The sequence below is a fragment of the Streptomyces sp. CoH27 genome, from assembly GCF_020181035.1.
Classification (GTDB): Bacteria; Actinomycetota; Actinomycetes; order Streptomycetales; family Streptomycetaceae; genus Streptomyces; species Streptomyces camelliae.
In genome coordinates, this window is the sequence record NZ_JAIQYY010000028.1 from 48,733 (window position 1) to 69,429 (window position 20,697).

Annotated in this window: 21 protein-coding genes; 5 read left to right on the forward strand and 16 right to left on the reverse strand. The window is 71.2% G+C overall.

Annotation, left to right across the window (positions count from 1 at the left end; translation table 11 throughout):
* The 8 genes from LE548_RS36440 to rimP all read right to left on the reverse strand — a co-directional run.
* On the reverse strand, positions 1–1,274 hold a 1,274-nt coding region (locus LE548_RS36440; RefSeq protein WP_225101313.1), incomplete at its 3' end, for a serine protease.
* Positions 1,275–1,527: 253 nt separating this feature from the next.
* Positions 1,528–2,433, reverse strand: a complete 906-nt coding sequence (gene truB / locus LE548_RS36445) for a tRNA pseudouridine(55) synthase TruB (RefSeq protein WP_225101314.1) — start codon at positions 2,431–2,433, stop codon at positions 1,528–1,530.
* Positions 2,430–2,882: a 30S ribosome-binding factor RbfA gene (rbfA, locus tag LE548_RS36450; protein WP_225101315.1), complete on the reverse strand. Its 453-nt coding sequence runs from the start codon at positions 2,880–2,882 to the stop codon at positions 2,430–2,432. The genes truB and rbfA overlap by 4 nt, the downstream gene beginning before the upstream one ends.
* Positions 2,883–2,958: 76 nt before the next feature.
* Positions 2,959–3,252 carry a DUF503 domain-containing protein gene (locus LE548_RS36455; RefSeq protein WP_225101316.1) on the reverse strand — a complete coding sequence of 98 codons (294 nt, stop codon included), beginning with the start codon at positions 3,250–3,252 and terminating at the stop codon, positions 2,959–2,961.
* Positions 3,253–3,437: 185 nt separating this feature from the next.
* Positions 3,438–6,512, reverse strand: a complete 3,075-nt coding sequence (infB, locus tag LE548_RS46200; RefSeq protein WP_225101317.1) for a translation initiation factor IF-2 — start codon at positions 6,510–6,512, stop codon at positions 3,438–3,440.
* Between the two features lie 147 nt (positions 6,513–6,659).
* The gene (locus LE548_RS36465) at positions 6,660–6,956 is read right to left on the reverse strand and encodes a YlxR family protein (protein ID WP_225101352.1); all 297 of its coding nucleotides are present in this window, start codon (positions 6,954–6,956) and stop codon (positions 6,660–6,662) included.
* Between the two features lie 101 nt (positions 6,957–7,057).
* Positions 7,058–8,044, reverse strand: a complete 987-nt coding sequence (gene nusA / locus LE548_RS36470; RefSeq protein WP_225101318.1) for a transcription termination factor NusA — start codon at positions 8,042–8,044, stop codon at positions 7,058–7,060.
* Positions 8,045–8,046: 2 nt separating this feature from the next.
* Positions 8,047–8,565, reverse strand: a complete 519-nt coding sequence (gene rimP, locus LE548_RS36475) for a ribosome maturation factor RimP (protein WP_225101319.1) — start codon at positions 8,563–8,565, stop codon at positions 8,047–8,049.
* A 326-nt stretch (positions 8,566–8,891) separates the two neighbouring features.
* On the opposite strand from rimP, the gene LE548_RS36480 reads away from it, so the two are divergent.
* Genes LE548_RS36480 through LE548_RS36490 form a run of 3 tightly spaced genes read left to right on the forward strand, consistent with a single transcriptional unit; the run spans position 8,892 to position 10,855 of the window.
* Positions 8,892–9,407, forward strand: coding sequence for a hypothetical protein (locus LE548_RS36480; RefSeq protein WP_225101320.1), 516 nt, complete (start codon positions 8,892–8,894; stop codon positions 9,405–9,407).
* Positions 9,404–9,910 carry a ferritin-like domain-containing protein gene (locus LE548_RS36485; RefSeq protein ID WP_225101321.1) on the forward strand — a complete coding sequence of 169 codons (507 nt, stop codon included), beginning with the start codon at positions 9,404–9,406 and terminating at the stop codon, positions 9,908–9,910. The genes LE548_RS36480 and LE548_RS36485 overlap by 4 nt, the downstream gene beginning before the upstream one ends.
* A gap of 45 nt (positions 9,911–9,955) precedes the next feature.
* Positions 9,956–10,855 carry an aminoglycoside phosphotransferase family protein gene (locus tag LE548_RS36490; RefSeq protein WP_225101322.1) on the forward strand — a complete coding sequence of 300 codons (900 nt, stop codon included), beginning with the start codon at positions 9,956–9,958 and terminating at the stop codon, positions 10,853–10,855.
* A gap of 61 nt (positions 10,856–10,916) precedes the next feature.
* Here LE548_RS36490 and LE548_RS36495 read toward each other — a convergent pair whose 3' ends face one another.
* The 5 genes from LE548_RS36495 to LE548_RS36515 form a co-directional block, all read right to left on the reverse strand.
* Positions 10,917–12,623 carry a proline--tRNA ligase gene (locus tag LE548_RS36495; protein WP_225101323.1) on the reverse strand — a complete coding sequence of 569 codons (1,707 nt, stop codon included), beginning with the start codon at positions 12,621–12,623 and terminating at the stop codon, positions 10,917–10,919.
* A gap of 74 nt (positions 12,624–12,697) precedes the next feature.
* Complete coding sequence (locus LE548_RS36500) at positions 12,698–13,228, reverse strand: GNAT family N-acetyltransferase (protein WP_225101324.1); 531 nt, start codon at positions 13,226–13,228, stop codon at positions 12,698–12,700.
* Positions 13,229–13,248: 20 nt separating this feature from the next.
* Positions 13,249–14,097: a GNAT family N-acetyltransferase gene (locus LE548_RS36505; RefSeq protein WP_225101325.1), complete on the reverse strand. Its 849-nt coding sequence runs from the start codon at positions 14,095–14,097 to the stop codon at positions 13,249–13,251.
* A 210-nt stretch (positions 14,098–14,307) separates the two neighbouring features.
* A complete protein-coding gene (locus tag LE548_RS36510) occupies positions 14,308–14,565 on the reverse strand; it encodes a DUF397 domain-containing protein (RefSeq protein WP_225101326.1) in 258 nt (85 codons plus the stop codon).
* Entirely contained in the window at positions 14,562–15,452 is an 891-nt protein-coding gene (locus tag LE548_RS36515; protein ID WP_225101327.1) for a helix-turn-helix transcriptional regulator, read from the reverse strand. The genes LE548_RS36510 and LE548_RS36515 overlap by 4 nt, the downstream gene beginning before the upstream one ends.
* A gap of 91 nt (positions 15,453–15,543) precedes the next feature.
* Here LE548_RS36515 and LE548_RS36520 point away from each other — a divergent pair, with 91 nt between their 5' ends.
* On the forward strand, positions 15,544–15,963 hold the full coding sequence (locus LE548_RS36520) for an ATP-binding protein (protein WP_225101328.1): 420 nt from the start codon (positions 15,544–15,546) through the stop codon (positions 15,961–15,963).
* A gap of 25 nt (positions 15,964–15,988) precedes the next feature.
* On the opposite strand, the gene ispG is transcribed toward LE548_RS36520, so the two are convergent.
* The 3 genes from ispG to dxr all read right to left on the reverse strand — a co-directional run bounded on the left by ispG (position 15,989) and on the right by dxr (position 19,997).
* Entirely contained in the window at positions 15,989–17,146 is a 1,158-nt protein-coding gene (ispG, locus tag LE548_RS36525) for a flavodoxin-dependent (E)-4-hydroxy-3-methylbut-2-enyl-diphosphate synthase (protein ID WP_225101329.1), read from the reverse strand.
* A gap of 278 nt (positions 17,147–17,424) precedes the next feature.
* Positions 17,425–18,717 carry an RIP metalloprotease gene (locus tag LE548_RS36530; protein WP_225101353.1) on the reverse strand — a complete coding sequence of 431 codons (1,293 nt, stop codon included), beginning with the start codon at positions 18,715–18,717 and terminating at the stop codon, positions 17,425–17,427.
* Between the two features lie 8 nt (positions 18,718–18,725).
* Positions 18,726–19,997, reverse strand: a complete 1,272-nt coding sequence (gene dxr / locus LE548_RS36535; protein ID WP_225101330.1) for a 1-deoxy-D-xylulose-5-phosphate reductoisomerase — start codon at positions 19,995–19,997, stop codon at positions 18,726–18,728.
* Positions 19,998–20,221: 224 nt separating this feature from the next.
* On the opposite strand from dxr, the gene LE548_RS36540 reads away from it, so the two are divergent.
* Positions 20,222–20,686, forward strand: a complete 465-nt coding sequence (locus LE548_RS36540; RefSeq protein ID WP_225101331.1) for a hypothetical protein — start codon at positions 20,222–20,224, stop codon at positions 20,684–20,686.
* The last annotated feature ends 11 nt before the right edge of the window (positions 20,687–20,697 follow it).

Here is a 20,697-nt window from a genome sequence, read left to right on the forward strand (position 1 = left end):
TCCTCCCGGCAGGCCACCACCAGGCGGGTGCCGGTCTCGCGGAGCCAGGCGGTCGTGCCCTGGATCCATTCGGCCAGGCGGTGGGCCAGGACGGGGGGCATCTCCTCGGGGCCGTCCAGCAGGAGGAGCAGGGGGCGGCCGGCGGTCGCGGCGAGGCGGGCCACGCGCTCGGGGGTGTGGTCGCCGAGGTCGGCGGGGTGGCCGCCGCGTGCGGCGGCGACGATACGGGCGGCGCGCTCCAGGGTGCGGCGGGCCGCGTCGGCCACGGAGCCGTCGGCGTCCGCCAGGTCGGCGCCGCGCAGCCACAGCGTGGGCGCGGGCCGCTCGGTACGGGCCCGGCGTGCGGCCAGGGCCGCGAGCTCCGTCGTACGGCCGCTGCCCGGAGCGCCGACGAGGGCGAGTACCCTCCGGTCGCCGTCCGTGAAGGCCGCCAACTCCCTTGCCTGGAGGGCGCGTTCGACCGGCTCCGGGCCGGACTGCGGGGCGGCCTGGCCGACCGAGGTGGCGGTCAGCTCCAGGATGCCGGCCGGGTTGAGGTCGGCGCCGTACGCGGGCACGGTCGCCGCGTTGCGGGCGAGCAGCTCGCCGAGGGGGCCGTCGGCGGGCCGCAGCGGGACCGCGAAGGCCGCGTCGCGCTGCGCGGAGTGCAGGGCCGTGCCGACGACGCCGAGGACCGCGCCGGTCCGCGCGTCCAGCACCGGTGCGCCCGCCGCGCCGCCGCCGAGCCGCAGGGCGTCCCGGCCGCCGGTGCCGATGGCCAGCTCCAGCGCGTCCTGGAGCAGATGGAAGCGGTCGGTGGCGGTGTACGTCACCTCGGTGGCGGCCAGCACCCGCGCCTGACGCCAGCAGCCCGCGGGGAGCCGTACATACGTACCGGCGTCGATCCGCTCTCGCACGGTCAGCGGCAGCGGGGACAGGCCCAGCCCCTCGGCGCGGATGAGGGCCAGGTCACGGTCGGGCAGCGGGATGACGGCGGAGGCGTCCACGACGCGGACGCGCTCGCCCGTGCCCTCGTCGGCGGCGTGCAGCACGAGCCGGGGCAGACCGTCGACGGCTTCGTGGCTGGTGAGCAGGGTGCCGTCGTGATCGGCGAGGAAACCGATGCCCCGGGGGCGGCCGGCCAGGTCGCGGATCTGGACCAGCGCGGGAGTGGGGTCGGGCGGAGCGTGCAGCGGGGCGGGGGTGCGGCCGGTGCCGTCCGGCGTTTCCCGTTCCCCCGTACCGTCCGCCGGCTCCCCGCGACCGCTTCCGGTGCGCGGGCCCCGTCCCGCCATGCCGTACCTCCCCGCCCGTACCCGTGCCCTGTGCACGACGGTAGGCGCGCGGTGATCGGCGCGACAGATCGCGTGGCGAACGCGCCCCCGTCCGCTCCCCCGGTTCACTCCGAGCGCCTGCCCGGACGGGTGAATAGTCGGGTGCCGCTGGATAACCCTGGAGGTGGGGGAACCGAGGGGGGACCGTGGAGCGGCGGCAGGGGCCCGCCCCGTGGCCGGCCGCCGCTCCACGGGCGACACGCACGCATCCGTCTCAGCCGAAGACGGCCAGGCTCTTGGCCTTGCCCTTCTGTTCCTCGACGAGCGCCAGGAAGCGTTCCTCGGTGTCGAAGACGGCGACGGGGCCGGCGCCCGCGTACGCGTCGGGCATCTCCAGCCGGACGCCGTTCAGCAGCAGCCGGGCCCGCCTGGCGTCCACCTGCCAGCGCGGAAAGGCAGCCGAGGCGGCCTCGGCGACCGGCATCACGGTCAGCTCCTGCTGGAGCTGGTCCAGCGTCTTCGCCGCGTCCAGCTTGTACGGCCCGACGCGCGTCCGGCGCAGCGCGGTGAGGTGGCCGCCGACGCCGAGGTCGGCGCCCAGGTCGCGGGCGAGGGCGCGGATGTAGGTGCCGGAGGAGCAGACGACCGAGACGACCAGGTCGAGGACCTGGGTGCCGTCCTCGGCGACCGCGTCCCGGACGTCGTACACCGTGAAGGAGGAGACCGTCACCGGGCGGGCCGGGATCTCGAAGTCCTCGCCCTCGCGGGCCCGCTTGTACGACCGCACGCCGTCGATCTTGATGGCGCTGACCTTGGACGGCACCTGCATGATGTCGCCGGTCAGCTTGGCGATGCCGGTGTCAATGGCGTCCCGGGTCACCTTGGAGGCGTCGGTGGACGAGGTGATCTCGCCCTCGGCGTCGTCGGTGACCGTGTTCTGGCCCAGGCGGATGGTGCCCAGGTACTCCTTCTCGGTCAGCGCGAGGTGGCCGAGGAGCTTGGTGGCACGCTCGACGCCGAGGACCAGGACTCCGGTCGCCATCGGGTCGAGGGTGCCGGCGTGGCCGACGCGGCGGGTCCGGGCGATCCCGCGCATCTTGGCGACCACGTCGTGCGAAGTGAAACCCGACGGCTTGTCGACGATGACGAGGCCGTCGGGCGGGGTGGGCTTGCTGGTCATTCGGCGCTGTCGTCCGTCTCCTCGTCGGTACCCGGCTTCTTGTACGGGTCCGCCTCACCGGCGTACGTGGCGCCCGCGGACGCCTCGCGCACCGCGGCGTCGGACTGCCGGGCCCGGTCGAGGAGGTCCTCGATGGTCCGGGCGGTGTCCGGCAGGGCGTCCGCGACGAAGGTCAGGGTCGGCGTGAACTTCACGCCGGCGGCCCTGCCGACCTCCGACCGGAGGATGCCCTTGGCGCTCTCCAGACCGGCGGCCGCGGCCTGCCGCTCCTCGTCGTCGCCGTAGACCGTGTAGAAGACGGTCGCCTCCCGCAGGTCACCCGTGACGCGGGTGTCCGTGATGGTGACGTGCGAGCCGAGCCGCGGGTCCTTGATCCCGCGCTGCAGCTTCTGGGCCACCACCTCTCGGATGAGGTCCGCCAGCCTTTTCGCCCGCGCGTTGTCGGCCACTGGTCCGTCTCCCGTTCTTTCTTCTTCTTGCGTTCTGTGCTCGGTCGTCGGCGTTCCGTCGGTCAGCCGTCGGCGTTCAGTCGTCTTCGCCGTGGAAACGGCGTCGTACCGACAGCAGTTCCACCTCGGGGCGGCCGGCGACCAGCCGTTCGCACCGGTCGAGTACGTCGCTCAGGTGCCCGGCGTCGCCGGAGACCATCGCCAGGCCGATGCAGGCCCTGCGATGGAGGTGCATGTGGTCCACCTCGGCCGCGCTCACCGCGTACTTCCGCTGGAGTTCGGCCACGATCGGGCGGACGACGGAGCGCTTCTCCTTCAGCGAGTGGACGTCGCCGAGGAGGAGGTCGAAGGACAGAGTCCCCACGTACATGTGTATAGCCGGTTCACCCGCCGGTACGGGATCGATGGCCCCTTGGCCGTGTGGCCGGGGACATCAAGAACGGTACCGCGTACCCGCCGGTGGCTCGACAGGGTTTACGCGGCACCCTTGGCTGCGCGCAACGGGGCGCTGGCCGGCGGAACAGCGTTCCGCCGGCCAGCACGAACCGTGGGCCGTTACGCCCGCGGCTTCTCCCGCATCTCGTACGTCGCGATGACGTCGTCGACCTTGATGTCGTTGTAGTTTCCGAGGTTGATACCGCCCTCGAAGCCTTCGCGGATCTCGGTGACGTCGTCCTTGAAGCGACGCAGGCCCTCGATGTTGAGGTTCTCCGCGACCACCTTGCCGTCGCGGATGAGGCGCGCCTTGGTGTTGCGCTTGACCTCGCCCGACCGGATGAGGACACCGGCGATGTTGCCCAGCTTGGACGACTTGAAGACCTCGCGGATCTCCGCCGTACCGAGCTCGACCTCTTCGTACTCCGGCTTGAGCATGCCCTTGAGGGCCGCCTCGATCTCCTCGATCGCCTGGTAGATGACCGAGTAGTACCGGACGTCCACGCCCTCGCGCTCGGCCATCTGCGCCGCGCGGCCGGCCGCGCGGACGTTGAAGCCGATCACGATGGCGTCGGAGCCCATCGCCAGGTCGATGTCCGACTCCGTGACCGCACCGACACCGCGGTGCAGGACGCGGATGTCGACCTCTTCGCCGACGTCCAGCTGGAGCAGGGAGGACTCAAGCGCCTCGACCGAACCAGAAGCGTCACCCTTGATGATCAGGTTCAGCTGCTGGACCTCGCCGGCCTTGAGCACCTTGTCCAGGTCCTCCAGCGACACGCGGCGCGTGCGCTTGGCGAACGCGGCGTTGCGCTCACGAGCGGCGCGCTTCTCCGCGATCTGGCGGGCCGTACGGTCCTCCTCGACCACGAGGAAGTTGTCGCCCGCACCCGGGACGTTGGTCAGGCCGAGGACCTGGACCGGCGTCGAGGGACCGGCCTCGGCGACGTTGTTGCCGTTGTCGTCGAGCATGGCGCGGACGCGACCGTAGGCGTCGCCCACGACCATCGTGTCGCCGACCCGCAGGGTGCCTCGCTGGACGAGGACCGTCGCCACGGCACCGCGGCCGCGGTCGAGGCGGGACTCGATCGAGATGCCCTGCGCGTCCTGGGCCGGGTTGGCCCTGAGGTCGAGCGAGGCGTCGGCGGTGAGGACCACGGCCTCCAGCAGCGAGTCGATGTGCAGACCCTGCTTGGCGGAGATGTCGACGAACATCGTGTCGCCGCCGTACTCCTCGGCCACCAGGCCGTACTCGGTCAGCTGACCGCGCACCTTGGTCGGGTCGGCACCCTCGACGTCGATCTTGTTGACCGCGACGACGATCGGGACGTCGGCCGCCTTGGCGTGGTTGAGCGCCTCGACCGTCTGCGGCATGACGCCGTCGTTGGCCGCGACGACCAGGATCGCGATGTCGGTCGACTTCGCACCACGCGCACGCATGGCGGTGAACGCCTCGTGACCCGGGGTGTCGATGAAGGTGATCTTGCGCTCTTCGTCGTTGACCTCGGTCGAGACCTGGTAGGCACCGATGTGCTGGGTGATGCCGCCGGCCTCGCCCGCGATGACGTTCGTCTTGCGGATGGCGTCGAGCAGGCGGGTCTTGCCGTGGTCGACGTGACCCATGACGGTGACGACCGGCGGGCGGACCACCAGGTCCTCCTCGTCGCCCTCGTCCTCGCCGAACTCGATGTCGAAGGACTCCAGGAGCTCGCGGTCCTCCTCCTCGGGGCTGACGATCTGAACCGCGTAGTTCATCTCGTCGGCGAGGAGCTGCAGGGTCTCGTCGGAGACGGACTGCGTGGCGGTGACCATCTCGCCGAGGTTCATCATGACCGCGACGAGCGACGCCGGGTTGGCGTTGATCTTCTCCGCGAAGTCGGTGAGCGACGCGCCGCGGGAGAGACGGATGGTCTCGCCGTTGCCGCGCGGCAGCATCACGCCGCCGACGCTCGGGGCCTGCATGGCCTCGTACTCCTGGCGCCGCTGCCGCTTCGACTTGCGGCCACGACGGGCCGGACCGCCGGGACGGCCGAAGGCGCCCTGCGTGCCACCGCGGCCACCGGGACCGCCGGGACGGCCGCCGAAGCCGGGACGGCCACCGCCGCCACCGCCGGGACCACCACCGGGACGACCGGCGAAGCCACCGCCGGCACCGGCACCGGGACCACCGGGACGACCGGCGAAGCCGCCACCGCCGCCACCGGGACGGGCGAAGCCGCCGCCACCCGGACGACCGCCGCCGCCACCGGGACGACCGCCGGCACCGGGGCCGCGGCCACCGGGACCACCGCCGGGACGCGGGCCGGCAGCGGGACGCTGCGGCATCATGCCGGGGTTCGGACGCGGACCGGCCGGGCCGGGACGCGGGCCGCCCTGCGGACGGGGCATACCGGCCGGCGACGGACGGGCACCGCCCGGAGCCTGCGGACGCGGACCGCCGCCCTGCTGACCGGGCGCCTGCGGGCGGGGACCGGCGCCGGGGGCACCGGGACCGCCGTGGCCGCCAGGACGGGGGCCACCCTGCGGGCGCGGGGCCTGCGGGCGGGCCATGCCGGTGGAGCCACCGGAGGTGAAGGGGTTGTTACCCGGACGCGGACCGGCCGGACGGGCACCCGGACGCGGGGCCTGACCACCGGGACGCGAGGCACCCTGACCCGGACGGGCCTGGCCCTGGCCGGGCGCACCCGGACGGGCGCCACCGGGCTTCGGGGCACCCGGACGGGCGCCGGGACGCGGACCCTGCGCGGCCGGGGCCTGCGGGGTCTGAGCGGCCGGGGCGGCCGGCGGAGCGGTGAACTCCGGGGCGGCCGGCGCCGGACGCGGCGCGGGCTTGGGACCCGGCACCGGACGCGGGCCGGGAGCCGGCGCGGCCGGGGCGGGAGCCGACGGGGTGACCGGCTGCTGGGCAGCGGGCGCCGTCGGAGGCTTGGGGGCTGCCGGCCTCGGGGCAGCAGGACGTGCCGCCTGCACCGGAGAGGGCGCGGCGGGCTTGGGGGCAGCCTTGCGCGGGGCGGGCTTGCCGGCGGACTTGCCGGAGCCACCCTGGAAGGCGTCGGTCAGCTTGCGTACAACCGGCGCTTCGATCGTCGAAGACGCCGAACGGACGAATTCACCGAGTTCCTGGAGCTTGGCCATGACGACCTTGCTCTCAACGCCGAACTCCTTGGCGAGTTCGTAGACCCGGACCTTAGCCACTTCGCTCCTTTGAGGTCCGGGTTGAAGCCGGACCGTCGCTAGTTCATGGGCGTACTCATCGCGTACTCATCGAGTGCTCATCGCAATCTCGACCTGCTTTCGACTCGCGAGGTACCAGGCCGCACGGGGGGTTCCGCACGGCACGTCTTACGGTGTTGCCTGCTCGGCAACTGTTGTCTGCTCGACGTATCGACGCAACGCCTTTGTGTCGAGCGGCCCCGGGGCGCGCAGTGCCCGCGGGAACGCCCGGCGGCGAACCGCCTGGTCGAGACAGACCAGGGCGGGGTGTACATAGGCACCCCGGCCGGGCAGCGTACCGCGAGGATCGGGGGCGCATGCGTCCTCGATCCTCACGATCCGCAGGAGATCGTCCTTGGCCGCCCGCTCCCGGCACCCCACACAGGTGCGTTCAGGGCAGACTCCGGTGTGCGTCCGGCCAGACACAGTCAAGTCTACCTCCCCGTACCGACCTCACCCCTTTGGGGCAAAGATCGAACGGTTGTTGTCGTGATCTCAGCGGCCTGCGGCTGGGATTTATTCCCCGCCTACTCCCCGGCCTGCTCGGTGTCGGGCCGGATGTCGATGCGCCAGCCGGTGAGGCGGGCGGCGAGGCGGGCGTTCTGCCCCTCCTTGCCGATCGCCAGCGACAGCTGGTAGTCCGGCACGGTCACCCGGGCGGAGCGGGAGGCGAGGTCGACGACCTCCACCTTGCTCACCCGAGCGGGTGACAGGGCGTTCGCCACCATCTCCGCCGGGTCGTCCGACCAGTCGACGATGTCGATCTTCTCGCCGTTCAGCTCGCCCATCACGTTGCGCACCCGGCCGCCCATCGGGCCGATGCAAGCGCCCTTGGCGTTCAGACCCGAACGGGTGGACCGTACGGCGATCTTGGTGCGGTGGCCGGCCTCGCGGGCGATCGCCGCGATCTCGACCGACCCGTCGGCGATCTCCGGCACCTCCAGGGCGAAGAGCTTCTTCACCAGGTTGGGGTGCGTCCGGGACAGGGTCACCGACGGGCCGCGCACGCCCTTCGCCACGCGGACGACGTACGACCGCAGGCGCAAGCCGTGCGGGTAGGTCTCGCCGGGCGCCTGCTCCTGCACCGGCAGGATGGCCTCCAGCTTGCCGATGTCGACCAGCACGTTCTTCGGGTCGCGGCCCTGCTGGACCACGCCGGTGACGATGTCGCCCTCGCGGCCCGCGTACTCACCGAGCGTGGCGTCGTCCTCGGCGTCGCGCAGGCGCTGCAGGATCACCTGCTTGGCGGTGGTGGCGGCGATGCGTCCGAAGCCCGACGGGGTGTCGTCGAACTCGCGCGCCTCCTGCCCCTCCTCCAGGTCCTCGGGGTCCTCCTTCGCCCACACGGTCACATGCCCGGTCTCCCGGTTGAGCTCCACGCGCGCGTGTCGGCGGCTTCCCTCGGTGCGGTGGTAGGCGATGAGGAGGGCCGACTCGATCGCCTCGACCAGCAGGTCGAAGGAGATCTCCTTCTCCCTGACCAAGCCCCGCAGGGCGCTCATGTCGATGTCCACGGCTACGCCTCCTCCTCTTCCTTCATGTCTTTCTTGTCCGTCTTGTCTTTGCGGCTGAACTCGACCTGCACGCGCGCCTTGGCGATCTCCGGGAAGGCGAGGCGGCGGGTGGTGGCCTTGCGGCCCTTGACCCCGGGGACCTCCAGGTCCACGCCCTCGTCGTCGACGTCCAGGATCCGGGCGACCAGCTCGCCGCCCTCGGTCAGCTGGAACTTCACGAGCCGGTCCGTGGCGCGCACGAAGTGACGCTGCTCGGTGAGGAGGCGCTCCGCGCCAGGGGTGCCGACCTCCAGGTCGTACGCCGCGTCACCCATCGCGTTGGTCTCGTCGAGCTTCGCCGAGAGCGCACGGCTCACATCGGCGATGGCGTCCAGATCGGCTCCGGTGTCGGAGTCGACGACCACACGCAGCACCCGCTTGCGTCCGACGGAGTCCACGGCGATCTCTTCGAGATCCAGCCCCTGGGAGGTGACGAGCGGTTCCAGCAGCTCTCGCAGCCTCTCGCTCTGGGTGGTGCTCATCCGGGTGACTCCTCGGCCGCGTGTGCTGTTGTGGGATGGGTCGCGTGTCTGGTCAAAGGGTATCCGGTCGCGGGGAGTGATGCGTGCTGCCTCCGGCGGGGGGCCGGTGCGCCTTCGGGCTCGGAGGGCTGGGGTTTCCGGGCGGGTGCGGGTTGTGGGGACTGTTCGCGCCCACGCGGCGGAGCCGCATATCGATACGGTCCCGCGCCCGTTGGGTGGGTCCCACTGAGCCGGTGACATCAGGCGTGGGGGTACGCGGGTACCGTGATCACGGCGGAGCTCCTTCCCGCCCGTGTGTTCGTACGAGGCCCCCGAGGACGTCAGCCGTGCCGTACCCCTCACCTTTGCGTGCCCCCTCGGGGCCGCGCAGAAGATCCCTGCTCGCCTCGGCCGCCGGGGCCGCTCTGCTGACGGGCTGTACGAGTGGTCCGGACTCCGGCGGCGACGGGAGCTCCTCGGTGACCGCGCGGGCACGCGCGCGTGCGGCGCGGGACAGTGCGGGGCTGCTGGCGCGGTACGACGCCGTGCTCGCCGCGTATCCGGGGCTCGCGGAGCGGCTGCGGCCGCTGCGGGCCCAGGTGGCGGCGCACGTGCAGGCGTTCACGGACGGTACGGCGCCCACGCCCGCCCCCGCGAAGTCCTCGGCCTCCCCCTCCCCCGCGCCGGCCGTCCCGGCCACCGAGAAGGCCGCCCTCGCCGCACTGGCCGGCGCCGAGCGCACCCTCGCCGATCAGCGGGCCAAGGCCCTGCTGGACGTGCCGGGCGAGCTGGCACGGCTGCTGGCGTCGGTGGCGGCGGCCGGGGCCGCGCACGCGTATCTGCTGACCGAGGGGGCCAAGTGAGTGACGAGGCGAAGAAGGCCGACCTGACCGCGTTGCAGGCAGCGCTGGCGGCCGAGCACGCGGCCGTGTACGGATACGGCGTCGTCGGCGGGCGGATCGCCGCGGCGCGCCGGAGCGAGGCGCGGGCGGCGTGGGACGCCCACCGGGCCCGCCGGGACGCGCTGGTGCGTGAGGTGCGCGATCTGGGCGGCGAACCGGTCGCCGCGGACGCCGCGTATGCACTGCCGTTCCTGGTGCCGGACTCGGCGGCCGCGGTACGGCTCGCCGCGCGGCTGGAGGAGCGGCTGGCCGGGGTGTACGCGGACCTGGTGCGGGCGGCGACGGGCGCGCGGCGCGGCTCGGCCGCCGGGGCGCTGCGGGAGGCCGCGGTGCGCGCGGCGCGCTGGAGCGGGGAGAGCGTAACCTTCCCTGGGCTCGCCGAGCGGGCCGCTGAGAACGGGGGGACGACCGGGACGGGTGCGGCCGGTACGGCGCCGTCGGCCTCCGCCTCGACGGCACCCTGACCCGCCCCCCACGGCACGACCCGGACTGGAAGGAAACGCTCGCGCATGGCTTTCGAACCGCCGCCCCGCCTGATCCGGGCGCTCGGTGAGACGGCACCGGACGGCGACGGCTGGCTGGCGGAGCTGCCCGCAGCCGCCGAACGGGCCGTCGCCGGGCTGGAGTTGACCGTGGAGCGGGTGCAGGTGCCGGGCGGTCGTAGCAGCCTGGTGCTGCTGGTGCGGCGGGCGGACGGCACCCCGGCCGTGCTGAAGCTGGCCCCGCCCCGGGCCCGCCCGGAAAGTGAGCGGGCGGCGCTGGCGCACTGGGGTGGTCTGGGCGCCGTACAGCTGCTGGAGGCCGGTGGCGAGGAGGGCGTGCTGCTGCTGGAGCGGCTGCACCCGGATGTGTCGGTGCGGTCGCTGCCGGAGGCGAAGGCGCTGCTGGAGGCGGCGGGGACGCTGCGCCGGCTGTGGGTCGAGCCGCCGGCGGAGCATGTCTTCGAGACGGTCGCCGAGCGCACCGGGCGGCAGGCGGCGGCGATGCGGGCGGGCGCGGAGGCCGACCCGGAGGCGGCGCCGCTGGTCGACGCGGCGCTCGCGGCCCGTGAGGAGCTGCTGGCCGCGCCACCTGAGCACCGATTGCTGCACGGCACGTTCCGGCAGAGCAAGGTGCTGTCCGGGGAGCGGATGCCGTGGCTGGCGGTGGGTCCGGATCCGGTGGCCGGCGAGTGCGCCTTCGATCTGGCGCGGCTGGTGCGGGACCGGGTGGAGGACCTGATCGCGACGCCGTCCGGCGCGAGTGCCGTCCGGCGGCGGATCAAGCGGCTGTCGGAGTCGCTGGAGGTCGATCAGGACCGGTTGCGGGGGTGGACCCTGTTCCGGGCGGTGGAGTCCGGTGTGCGTGCACGAAGGGTCGGCCGTGAGAAGGATGCGGAACTGCTGCTGGAGTTCGCCGGGTGGCTGTAAGCAGTGAAGGAGAAGCCCCCTGGGACCTCCACGGGTCTCAGGGGGCTTCTTCTGCCGAGGCCTACTCGGCCGTCAGGCGGGCGATCGCGTCCTCCACCGACAGCTCCTCGCGCTCGCCGGTCCTGCGGTCCTTCAGTTCCACGACGCCCTCGCCGGAGCGGCGGCCGGCGACCAGGATCTGCGGGACGCCGATCAGCTCGGCGTCGGTGAACTTCACGCCCGGGGAGACGCCGGCCCGGTCGTCGACCAGGACACGGACGCCCGCGGCGGACAGCTTCTCGGCGACGTCGAGGGCCAGCTCGGTCTGCAGGGCCTTGCCGGCGGCGACGACGTGCACGTCGGCCGGGGCGACCTCCTTGGCCCACACCAGGCCCTTGTCGTCGGCGTTCTGCTCGGCGAGCGCGGCGACGGCGCGGGAGACGCCGATGCCGTAGGAGCCCATGGTGACGCGGACGGGCTTGCCGTTCTGGCCGAGGACGTCGAGCTTGAGGGCGTCGGCGTACTTGCGGCCCAGCTGGAAGATGTGGCCGATCTCGATGGCGCGGTCCAGCTTCAGGCCGGTGCCGCACTGCGGGCAGGGGTCGCCGTCCTGTACGACGACGACGTCCACGTACGCGTCGACCTCGAAGTCACGGCCGGCGACGACGTTCCTGGCGTGCGTGTGCTCCTTGTTGGCGCCGGTGATCCAGGCGGTGCCGGGGGCCACGCGCGGGTCGGCGATGTACGTGACCTTCTCGCCGAGGCCCTGCGGGCCGACGTAGCCGCGGACCAGGTCGGGGCGGCCGGCGAAGTCGGCCTCGGTGACCATCTCGACGGCGGCCGGGGCGAAGTGCGCCTCGACCTTGTCCATGTCGACCTCGCGGTCCCCGGGCACGCCGACGGCGACGATCTCGCCGTCCACCTTGACCAGCAGGTTCTTCAGGGTGGCGGAGGCGGGGACGCCGAGGGAGGCGGCCAGGGTCTCGATGGTCGGGGTGTCCGGGGTGGGGATCTCCTCCAGCGCGGGCACGGCCGAGCCGTCGACCGGCTTGAGGGCGTAGGTGATCGCCTCGGTGTTGGCGGCGAAGTCGCAGTTCGGGCAGTCGGCGAAGGTGTCCTCGCCGGCCTCGGCCGGGGCGAGGAACTCCTCGGACTTGGAGCCGCCCATGGCACCGGCGGTGGCCGCGCAGATGCGGTAGTCCAGGCCCAGGCGCCGGAAGACGCGCTGGTAGGCCTCGCGGTGCAGGGCGTAGGACTTGGCGAGGCCCTCGTCCTCCAGGTCGAAGGAGTACGAGTCCTTCATCAGGAACTCGCGGCCGCGCAGGATGCCGGCGCGGGGGCGGGCCTCGTCCCGGAACTTGGTCTGGATCTGGTAGAGGATCACCGGCAGGTCCTTGTAGGACGTGCACTGGTCCTTGACCAGGAGGGTGAAGATCTCCTCGTGGGTGGGGCCGAGGAGGTAGTCACCGCCCTTGCGGTCCTTGAGCCGGAACAGCTCCTGGCCGTACTCGTCCCAGCGGCCGGTCGCCTCGTACGGCTCCTTGGGCAGCAGGGCGGGCAGGGAGACCTCCTGGGCGCCGATGGCGTCCATCTCCTCGCGGACGATCCGCTCGACGTTGGCGAGGACCTTCTTGCCGAGGGGCAGCCAGCTCCAGATGCCGGCGGCGGTGCGGCGGACGTAGCCGGCGCGGACGAGGAGCTTGTGGCTGAGGACCTCGGCGTCCGCCGGGTCGTCGCGCAGCGTCTTCGCCATCAACTGGGACATGCGCTGGACCGGTGCTTTCGCCATGGCTCTCGTACTCCTGCCGGGTATTAGGTGATGGCATGGAGGTTAGCCGGGCGGCCTGTGCGGGCGGAAATCGGTCAGCGCCTGCGCAGGGGGAGGTGGGCGCCCATCACGGCGTACGGCTTCGGTGCGCTCGGGAAGTGGACCTGGCGAGCGAGGTCGACGTACCCGAGGGAGAAGTACAGGCCCCGGGCGGGGCTGTCGGTGTCGATCGCGGAGAGGATCGAGCGGGGCTCGGTGGCGGAGTCGGTGATCATGGTGATCAGCCGCCGTCCGATTCCCCGGTTCTGGTGACCGGGGTGCACGTGCAGCTCGGTGATGACGAAGGAGTCGTCGAGCCAGAAGTCGTTGCCGCCCGCGCGCAGGTAGGGCTCGACGACGGTGGACCACCAGTGGGTACGGCTGTTGGGCATGCCGTAGACGAACCCGACGAGGCGTCCCGCGACGCTCGCGCCGAGGGCCCGCGCGCCCCGGTACTGCATGTGCCGCTGGACGATCTGCCGGCGTACGGCGACCTCGTCGGGACCGAGCCCGAACGCCACCGCTTGGACCGCGAGGGCCTCGTCGACGTGGGCTGCGAGGTCCAGGGGGCCGATCACGAGGTCCATGCGGGGAGGGTACAGCGCGTTCAGAAGAGCACACTCATGAAGGCCCCGGCCTCCTGGAAGCCGACCGTCTGGTAGGTCCGTCGCGCCGCCGTGTTGAAGTCGTTGACGTACAGGCTCACCACCGGGGCCACGTCGGCGAGCGCATAGCGCAGGACGGCGGCCATGCCCGGTGCCGCGAGCCCCCTCCCCCGGTACTCGGGGGCGACCCACACGCCCTGGATCTGGCAGGCCTGGTGGGTCGCGGCGCCGATCTCGGCCTTGAAGACGACCTTGCCGTGTTCGTCGATGCGGGCGAAGGAGCGGCCGGAGCCGACGAGTTCGGCGACGCGGGCCTGGTACAGCAGCCCGCCGTCCCCCGCCATCGGGGAGACGCCGACCTCCTCGGTGAACATCGCCACGCACGCCGGCATGATCGTCTCCATCTCGTCCTTGCGGACGCGGCGGACGTAGGGGTCCGGGGCGACGTCGGCGGGCATGCGGTCGGTGACCATGAGGGGCTGGTGCGCGCGGACCTCGCGGGCGGGACCCCAGTGCGGCTCCAGCAGGCGCCACAGTGCGGCGGTGGCCTGCGCGGGGCCGACGATGGAGGAGCAGCGGCGGCCGGCCCTGCGGGCCCGGTCGGCGAAGGCCCGTACGGCTCTCGGGGTGGCGCAGATGGGGACGAGATTGGCGCCCGCGTAGCACAGGGACGTGAGCATGCCGTCCTCGTACCAGCCCCACATCTCGCCGCCGAGCCGCCACGGGTCGAGGCCGGCGACCTGGACGCGCGAGGTCACGAAAGCGTTCGCGACCGGCTCGCGGTCGAGGACGGCGAGCGCGGCGTCGAGGTCGCTCGGTTCGAGCACCCGTGAGGTGGTCTGGGTCAACACGTAGGGGGCCTCGGGGCTGGGGATCTGCGGATCCTCCGCACTGTACCCCGAGGGGTGGTGGAGCGCTCAGTGGTGAGGGCCTCGGGGCATCTCAGGCGCCGGCATCCCGCAGCCGCCGCGCGACGTCGATGTCCCGTTGCAGTGCGCTGAGCCGGGGAGGCTTCCGGCTCGCGTCGAGCACGACGACGTGCAGGCGCAGTAAAGCTCGGTTCAGGATCGCGCAAGACCCAGGAACGCCTGCCAGGCGGCGGGGGGCAGGGTGAGGGTGGGGGCGGTGGCGGGGCTCTGCTTGGAGTCCCGGACGTGGATGGTGGTGGGACAGGTGGCGATCTCTACACATTCGCCGCCCTCGCCGCTGCTGTAGCTGGACTTGCGCCAGGCGAGGGCGACTTCGACGCACTGTCCGCCGTCGCCACTGCTGTGGCTGCTCTTGAACCACGTCAGGTCCGACAGCTCTTCGACGTTCATGACTCCCCCAGCAGCTTCTCTACGAATGCCAGCGACTCGCGTGGCGTCAGGGCCTGGGCACGCAGGATGCCATATCGCTCCTCCATCTCCCTGACCGTCTGGACATCGGAGTAGAGGCGGCTGCCCTTGTGTGCATCCACGTAGCCGATCCTGCGCCCTTTAGCCGTGTCGATCAAGGTGAAGGTGCCATTGAGCCCAGCGTGCTCCTCGCGGTCGTTCGGCATGACCTGGATCTCCACGTTACGCCGCTGCCCGATGAGCAGGATCTGCTCCAACTGGCCCCGCATAACTGTCCGTCCGCCCAACCTCTTACGCAGGAGGACCTCCTCCATCACGAAGCTGATGGTAGGCGCAGGCTTCCGCTCGAAGATCTCCTGTCGGGCCAGCCTTGCGGCAACTCGCTGCTCGATCGTCTCCTCGTCCAACAGGGGCCGCCACATGGTGAACACAGCCCGCGCGTAGTCCTCGGTCTGCAACAGACCGTTGATCACCAGCGCGTCGTACACGTGCCACCCGACCGCCTCCCTCTCCAGCTTGGCCGCACCTCGGAAGAACGCCGGATACTGCGCCTTCTCCATGTCCTCCATGAAATCGGCCAGCGCCCCGCGCGCGTTCAGCACCTCGTCGGCCCGCACGATGAACCTTGCGGGCGGAATGCGCCCGCCCTGCTCGAACGATGCGATGGTCGCTGCCGAGTAGCCGGTACGGGAGCCGAGTTCGGCACGCTCCATGCCCGCCTGTGTCCGCAGCCGCTTCAACAGCCGCCCGAAGGCGACCGCAATGCCTGAGCCCGCCTCGGACTCCTCGTCCAGCTCCAGTACTTCCCGCGCTTCTTCGCTCACATACACCCCCAATACCTGGGCGCCACCGCCGGTCACGGCGCGCATGCCTACAGCGGCACCCCACGCACGTGCAACGCGTGTTGGTCAAGGTGCAGCCGCTGTTCAACGTTACTGAGCGTGCGGGAGCGTAAACGGCATGACGTCAGAAATCTCCACCCGCGAATTCGCGATGCGCTTCACCTCGACCCCGCGCGGCGCGCGCCTCGCCCGGCGGCTCGTCTCGCACCGGTTGGACGAGTGGGGGCACCCCTACGACGGCCCAGTCAACGAAGCCCTCACCCTGATCGCCGCCGAACTCGTGGCGAACGCGGTCCGGCACGGGCACGTATCCGGGCGAGACTTCCACCTTCAGCTCACCGCGTCGTACACCACCCTGCGCCTGGAGGTCTCCGACACCCGCACCGAACGGCTGCCCGCCCTCCGGATCCCGCAGGGCGAGTCCGGCCGTGGGCTGCTGCTGGTCGAGGCGCTCGCCGACAAGTGGGGCGTCACGCCACGACAGCCCGGCAAATCCGTCTGGGCGGAGGTACGACTGAGTCCCGCCACCGGGAGGTGACGGGACTCACGAGAACACGCAGCGGTCAGCCCGCGACCGACACCGACGGCTCCCCCGACGCCACGCCCTGGGCCTCCATCTGCTCGGCCAGCTTCATGGCCTCCTCGATGAGGGTCTCGACGATCTTGGACTCGGGGACGGTCTTGATGACCTCGCCCTTGACGAAGATCTGGCCCTTGCCGTTGCCGGAGGCCACGCCGAGGTCGGCCTCGCGGGCCTCGCCGGGGCCGTTCACCACGCAGCCCATGACGGCGACGCGCAGCGGGACCTCCATGCCGGTCAGGCCCGCCGTGACCTCTTCGGCCAGCTTGTAGACGTCGACCTGGGCGCGGCCGCAGGACGGGCAGGAGACGATCTCCAGGCCACGCTGGCGGAGGTTCAGGGACTCCAGGATCTGGGTGCCGACCTTGACCTCCTCGACCGGAGGCGCGGACAGCGAGACGCGGATCGTGTCGCCGATGCCCTGGGACAGCAGCGCGCCGAAGGCGACCGCCGACTTGATCGTGCCCTGGAACGCCGGGCCCGCCTCGGTCACGCCGAGGTGGAGGGGGTAGTCGCACTGGGCCGCGAGCTGCTTGTACGCCTCGATCATGACGACCGGGTCGTTGTGCTTGACGGAAATCTTGATGTCGCGGAAGTCGTGCTCCTCGAACAGGGACGCCTCCCACAGGGCCGACTCGACCAGCGCCTCCGGCGTCGCCTTGCCGTACTTCTGGAGCAGGCGCCGGTCGAGAGAGCCGGCGTTGACGCCGATGCGGATCGGGGTGCCGTGGTCCTTGGCGGCCTTGGCGATCTCCTTGACCTTGTCGTCGAACTGCTTGATGTTGCCGGGGTTCACCCGGACCGCCGCGCAGCCCGCCTCGATCGCCGCGAAGACGTACTTGGGCTGGAAGTGGATGTCCGCGATCACCGGGATCTGGGACTTCTTGGCGATGGTGGCGAGGGCGTCGGCGTCGTCCTGGGTGGGGCAGGCCACGCGGACGATCTGGCAGCCGGACGCGGTCAGCTCGGCGATCTGCTGGAGGGTGGCGCCGATGTCCGACGTACGGGTCGTGGTCATCGACTGGACCGAGACCGGTGCGTCTCCGCCGACCGCCACGCTTCCGACCTGGATCTGCCGGCTCTTGCGGCGCTCGGCGAGCTTGGTCGGAACGGACGGCATGCCGAGAGAAATCGCAGTCATCTGCTGTGCAACCCCAAGTCGTGGATCAGGATCCGGTCCCGTGAACGGCGGGCCCCAGGCTCCGAGATTACGGCACCGACCCCTGCGCCAGCACATCCCTCCCCGGAAACCCACCCGATGGAAGGCGGCCCGGAAGATCATCCTCCGGGCCGCCGAGAACGTCGTATGGCTACGAGATTTTCACCGGGTTAACCACGTCGGGGCGCGCCCTTCACTCGTGTGAGTTGCACGAGTGAAGGGCACAGTCTGTGGCCATCGCGACAGAAAACGATCAGTTGCTAACTGATCTTGACCGGGTTAACCACATCCGCAATCAGGACGAGAACGGTAAAGCAGACGAAGATCCCCGCCACCACATACGCCACCGGCATCAGCTTCGCCACGTCGAACGGACCGGGGTCCGGGCGGCGCAGCACGCGCGCCAGGTTCCTGCGCAACGACTCCCACAGGGCGCCCGCGATGTGCCCGCCGTCGAGCGGGAGGAGCGGGAGCATGTTGAACAGGAACAAGGAGAGGTTGAAGCCGGCGAGGAGCATCACGAACATCGCCACCTGCTGGGAGGCGGGGATGTCGAGGGTGGCGATGTCGCCGGTGATGCGGGCCGCGCCGACGATGCCCACCGGGGAGTCCGGTTCGCGCGGGCCGTTGCCGAAGGCGGCGTTCCACAGCGCCGGGATCTTGGCGGGCAGGGCGGCGAGGGAGTCGACGGCGTCGCCGACCCGGTCGGTCATCCAGGTCACGGACTGGCCGAAGTCCTGGTGGACGACGCCGGTGGCGGAACTGAAGCCGAGGAAGCCCGCCTTGACGTACTGGCCCCGGACGTACTGGCCGCTGGAGTCCTTCTTGGCGACCAGGTTCGTGGCGATCGTGGCGTGGAGGGTGAGCTGCTTGCCGTCTCGCACCACCACGATCGGGACGCTCTTGCCCGCGCTGTCGCGGATCAGGTCCGACAGCGTGTTCCAGTCCTTCGTCTGCTTGCCGTCGAAGGAGACGATCTTGTCGCGCTTCTGCATGCCGGCGGCCTGGGCCGGGGACGCGGGGTCGGACTTCTTGCAGCTGTCGCGGTTCTCGCTCTGGGCGATGACGCAGGGCGAGACCGAGGCGACGGTCGTCGTCTGCTGCTGGATGCCGAAGCCCATCAGGACCGTGAAGAAGAGGGCGACCGCCAGGATCAGGTTCATGAACGGGCCCGCGAACATGACGATCACGCGCTTCCACGGCTTGCGCGTGTAGAACATGCGCGTCTCGTCGCCCGGCTGGAGCTCCTCGAAGGCGGCCGAGCGGGCGTCCTCGATCATGCCGCGCCACGGCGAGGTGGAGCGGGCGGAGACCCGGCCCTCCTCGTCGGGCGGGAACATGCCGATCATGCGGATGTAGCCGCCGAGCGGGATCGCCTTGACGCCGTACTCGGTGTCGCCCTTCTTCCGCGACCAGACGGTCGGGCCGAAGCCGACCATGTACTGCGGCACGCGGATGCCGAAGAGCTTCGCCGTGGACAGGTGCCCCAGCTCGTGCCACGCGATCGAGACGAGCAGGCCGACCGCGAAGACCACTATGCCGAGGATGAACATCAAGGACGTCATGCACGCGCCTCCGCGCTCGCCGTGGTGGCTGTCAGTTCCCGGGCCCGGGTGCGGGCCCAGGTTTCCGCTTCGAGGACGTCCGACACGGTGAGTGAGGTTCCCGTGACCGGGGTGCCGTGTTCCTCGACGACCCGGGTGACGGTCTCCATGATCCCGTTGAAGGGCAGCGCGCCGCTGCGGAAGGCCTCGACGCACTCCTCGTTGGCCGCATTGAACACCGCCGGGGCCGTGCCCGCGAGCATCCCCACGTGCCGGGCGAGGTTCACGGACGGGAAGGCCTCGTTGTCCAGCGGGAAGAACTCCCACGTGGAGGCCTTGCTCCAGTCGAAGGCGGGCGCGGCTTCGGGTACGCGTTCGGGCCAGCCCAGACCGATGGCGATGGGCCCGCGCATGTCGGGGGGCGTCGCCTGGGCGATCGTGGATCCGTCGGTGAACTCGACCATCGAGTGAACATACGACTGGGGATGCACGACCACCTCAATGCGGTCGAAGGGAATGTCGTAGAGGAGGTGTGCCTCGATGACCTCCAGGCCCTTGTTGACGAGGGTCGCGGAGTTGATCGTGATCACCGGGCCCATCGCCCAGGTCGGGTGGGCGAGAGCGTCCTCGACGGTGACCTTCGTCAGCTCCTGCTTCGTACGGCCGCGGAAGGGGCCGCCGGAGGCCGTGACCACCAGCTTGCGGACGTCGGCCCGCGTCCCGGCCGCCAGCGCCTGGAAGAGCGCCGCGTGCTCGGAGTCGACCGGGATGATCTGGCCGGGCTTGGCCAGCGCCTTGACCAGGGGGCCGCCGACGATCAGCGACTCCTTGTTGGCGAGGGCGAGGGTACGGCCGGCCTCCAGGGCGGCGAGGGTGGGGGCGAGGCCGATGGAGCCGGTGATGCCGTTCAGCACCGTGTGGCAGTCGGAGGCGGCGACCTCGGTGGCCGCCTGAGGTCCGGCGAGGATCTCGGGCAGCGGCTCCCCGGCGCCGTACTCGGCGGCGAGGGCCTCGCGCAGGGCCGCTACGGCGTCCTCGCGGGCGACCGCGACGGTCCGCACCCGCAGCCGGCGGGCCTGCTCGGCGAGGAGGGACACGCGGCCGCCGTTGGCGGACAGGGCGGTGACCCGGAAGCGGTCGGGGTTGCGGAGCACGAGGTCGATGGCCTGGGTGCCGATGGATCCGGTGGAGCCGAGGATCACCACGTCCTTCGGCCCGTCGCCGGCGAGCGGGTCGTAGACGAGGTGCGGATCGGCGAGAGGGGCCGGATGGGCGGGACTGTCGGTCATCTCTCCATTGTTGCCGCAACCGGCACCGCTCCGGACAGGGCATCCCCCGGGCGGGTGCGTTAACAGGTTTCGTCGCTGGATGGAGCATTTTTCCCGTTGTTAAGCCATTGTGAAGATCACACTTCTGAAATCACGCGCTTTCGGCCCCCGGTGATGGCATCCTTCCCGTGGCGCCCGTCACCAAGGGCCCGCACACAGGGGGAGGAATCACCACCATGAACCGCATGCGCGCGACCGCGGCCGTCCTGGCCACCGCCGGAGTCCTGACCGCCGCTCAGCTCGGACTCGCCGGAGCCGCCTCGGCCGCCACCCGGACGTCCACCGGCGCCGGCTGCCCGATCGACATCGTGTACCCGAGCCGCTTCTACATCGACTCGCACGGCTGGGTCACGGGCGGGGGCCTGTACTTCGGGCTCAAGAGCAAGACGACCAAGAGCTTCAAGTACGTCACCTTCACCGTCACGGACCAGAAGAACCTCCGCTTCGGCAAGGCCAAGCCGACCGGCGGCAGGATCACCCACAACACCTCGACGTCGGTGTCCGTCTACACCGGGACCTTCAAGGGCAAGGCCAGTCTCGGCATGAGGATCCCGACGCATCTGCTCAACACCCGCTCCTACGCGCTGAAGTTCACCCTGCACGGCTCGGGCTGGAACTGCGCCGTGAACCAGGGCACCTGGGGCAACTGACCCCAGGCGCC

Excerpts from the sequence above, each read along its gene's own strand:
- LE548_RS36515 (WP_225101327.1), bottom strand. The coding sequence starts at position 15,452 with ATGCGCGCCGTGACCGGCGGTGGCGCCCAGGTATTGGGGGTGTATGTG.
- LE548_RS36540 (WP_225101331.1), top strand. The coding sequence starts at position 20,222 with ATGCGCGCGACCGCGGCCGTCCTGGCCACCGCCGGAGTCCTGACCGCC.
- rimP (WP_225101319.1), bottom strand. The coding sequence starts at position 8,565 with ATGAGCACCACCCAGAGCGAGAGGCTGCGAGAGCTGCTGGAACCGCTC.
- LE548_RS36520 (WP_225101328.1), top strand. The coding sequence starts at position 15,544 with ATGACGTCAGAAATCTCCACCCGCGAATTCGCGATGCGCTTCACCTCG.
- LE548_RS36455 (WP_225101316.1), bottom strand. The coding sequence starts at position 3,252 with ATGTACGTGGGGACTCTGTCCTTCGACCTCCTCCTCGGCGACGTCCAC.
- ispG (WP_225101329.1), bottom strand. The coding sequence starts at position 17,146 with ATGACTGCGATTTCTCTCGGCATGCCGTCCGTTCCGACCAAGCTCGCC.
- LE548_RS36510 (WP_225101326.1), bottom strand. The coding sequence starts at position 14,565 with ATGAACGTCGAAGAGCTGTCGGACCTGACGTGGTTCAAGAGCAGCCAC.
- LE548_RS36495 (WP_225101323.1), bottom strand. The coding sequence starts at position 12,623 with ATGGCGAAAGCACCGGTCCAGCGCATGTCCCAGTTGATGGCGAAGACG.
- LE548_RS36530 (WP_225101353.1), bottom strand. The coding sequence starts at position 18,717 with ATGTTCATCCTCGGCATAGTGGTCTTCGCGGTCGGCCTGCTCGTCTCG.
- LE548_RS36500 (WP_225101324.1), bottom strand. The coding sequence starts at position 13,228 with ATGGACCTCGTGATCGGCCCCCTGGACCTCGCAGCCCACGTCGACGAG.
- LE548_RS36490 (WP_225101322.1), top strand. The coding sequence starts at position 9,956 with ATGGCTTTCGAACCGCCGCCCCGCCTGATCCGGGCGCTCGGTGAGACG.
- truB (WP_225101314.1), bottom strand. The coding sequence starts at position 2,433 with ATGACCAGCAAGCCCACCCCGCCCGACGGCCTCGTCATCGTCGACAAG.
- dxr (WP_225101330.1), bottom strand. The coding sequence starts at position 19,997 with ATGACCGACAGTCCCGCCCATCCGGCCCCTCTCGCCGATCCGCACCTC.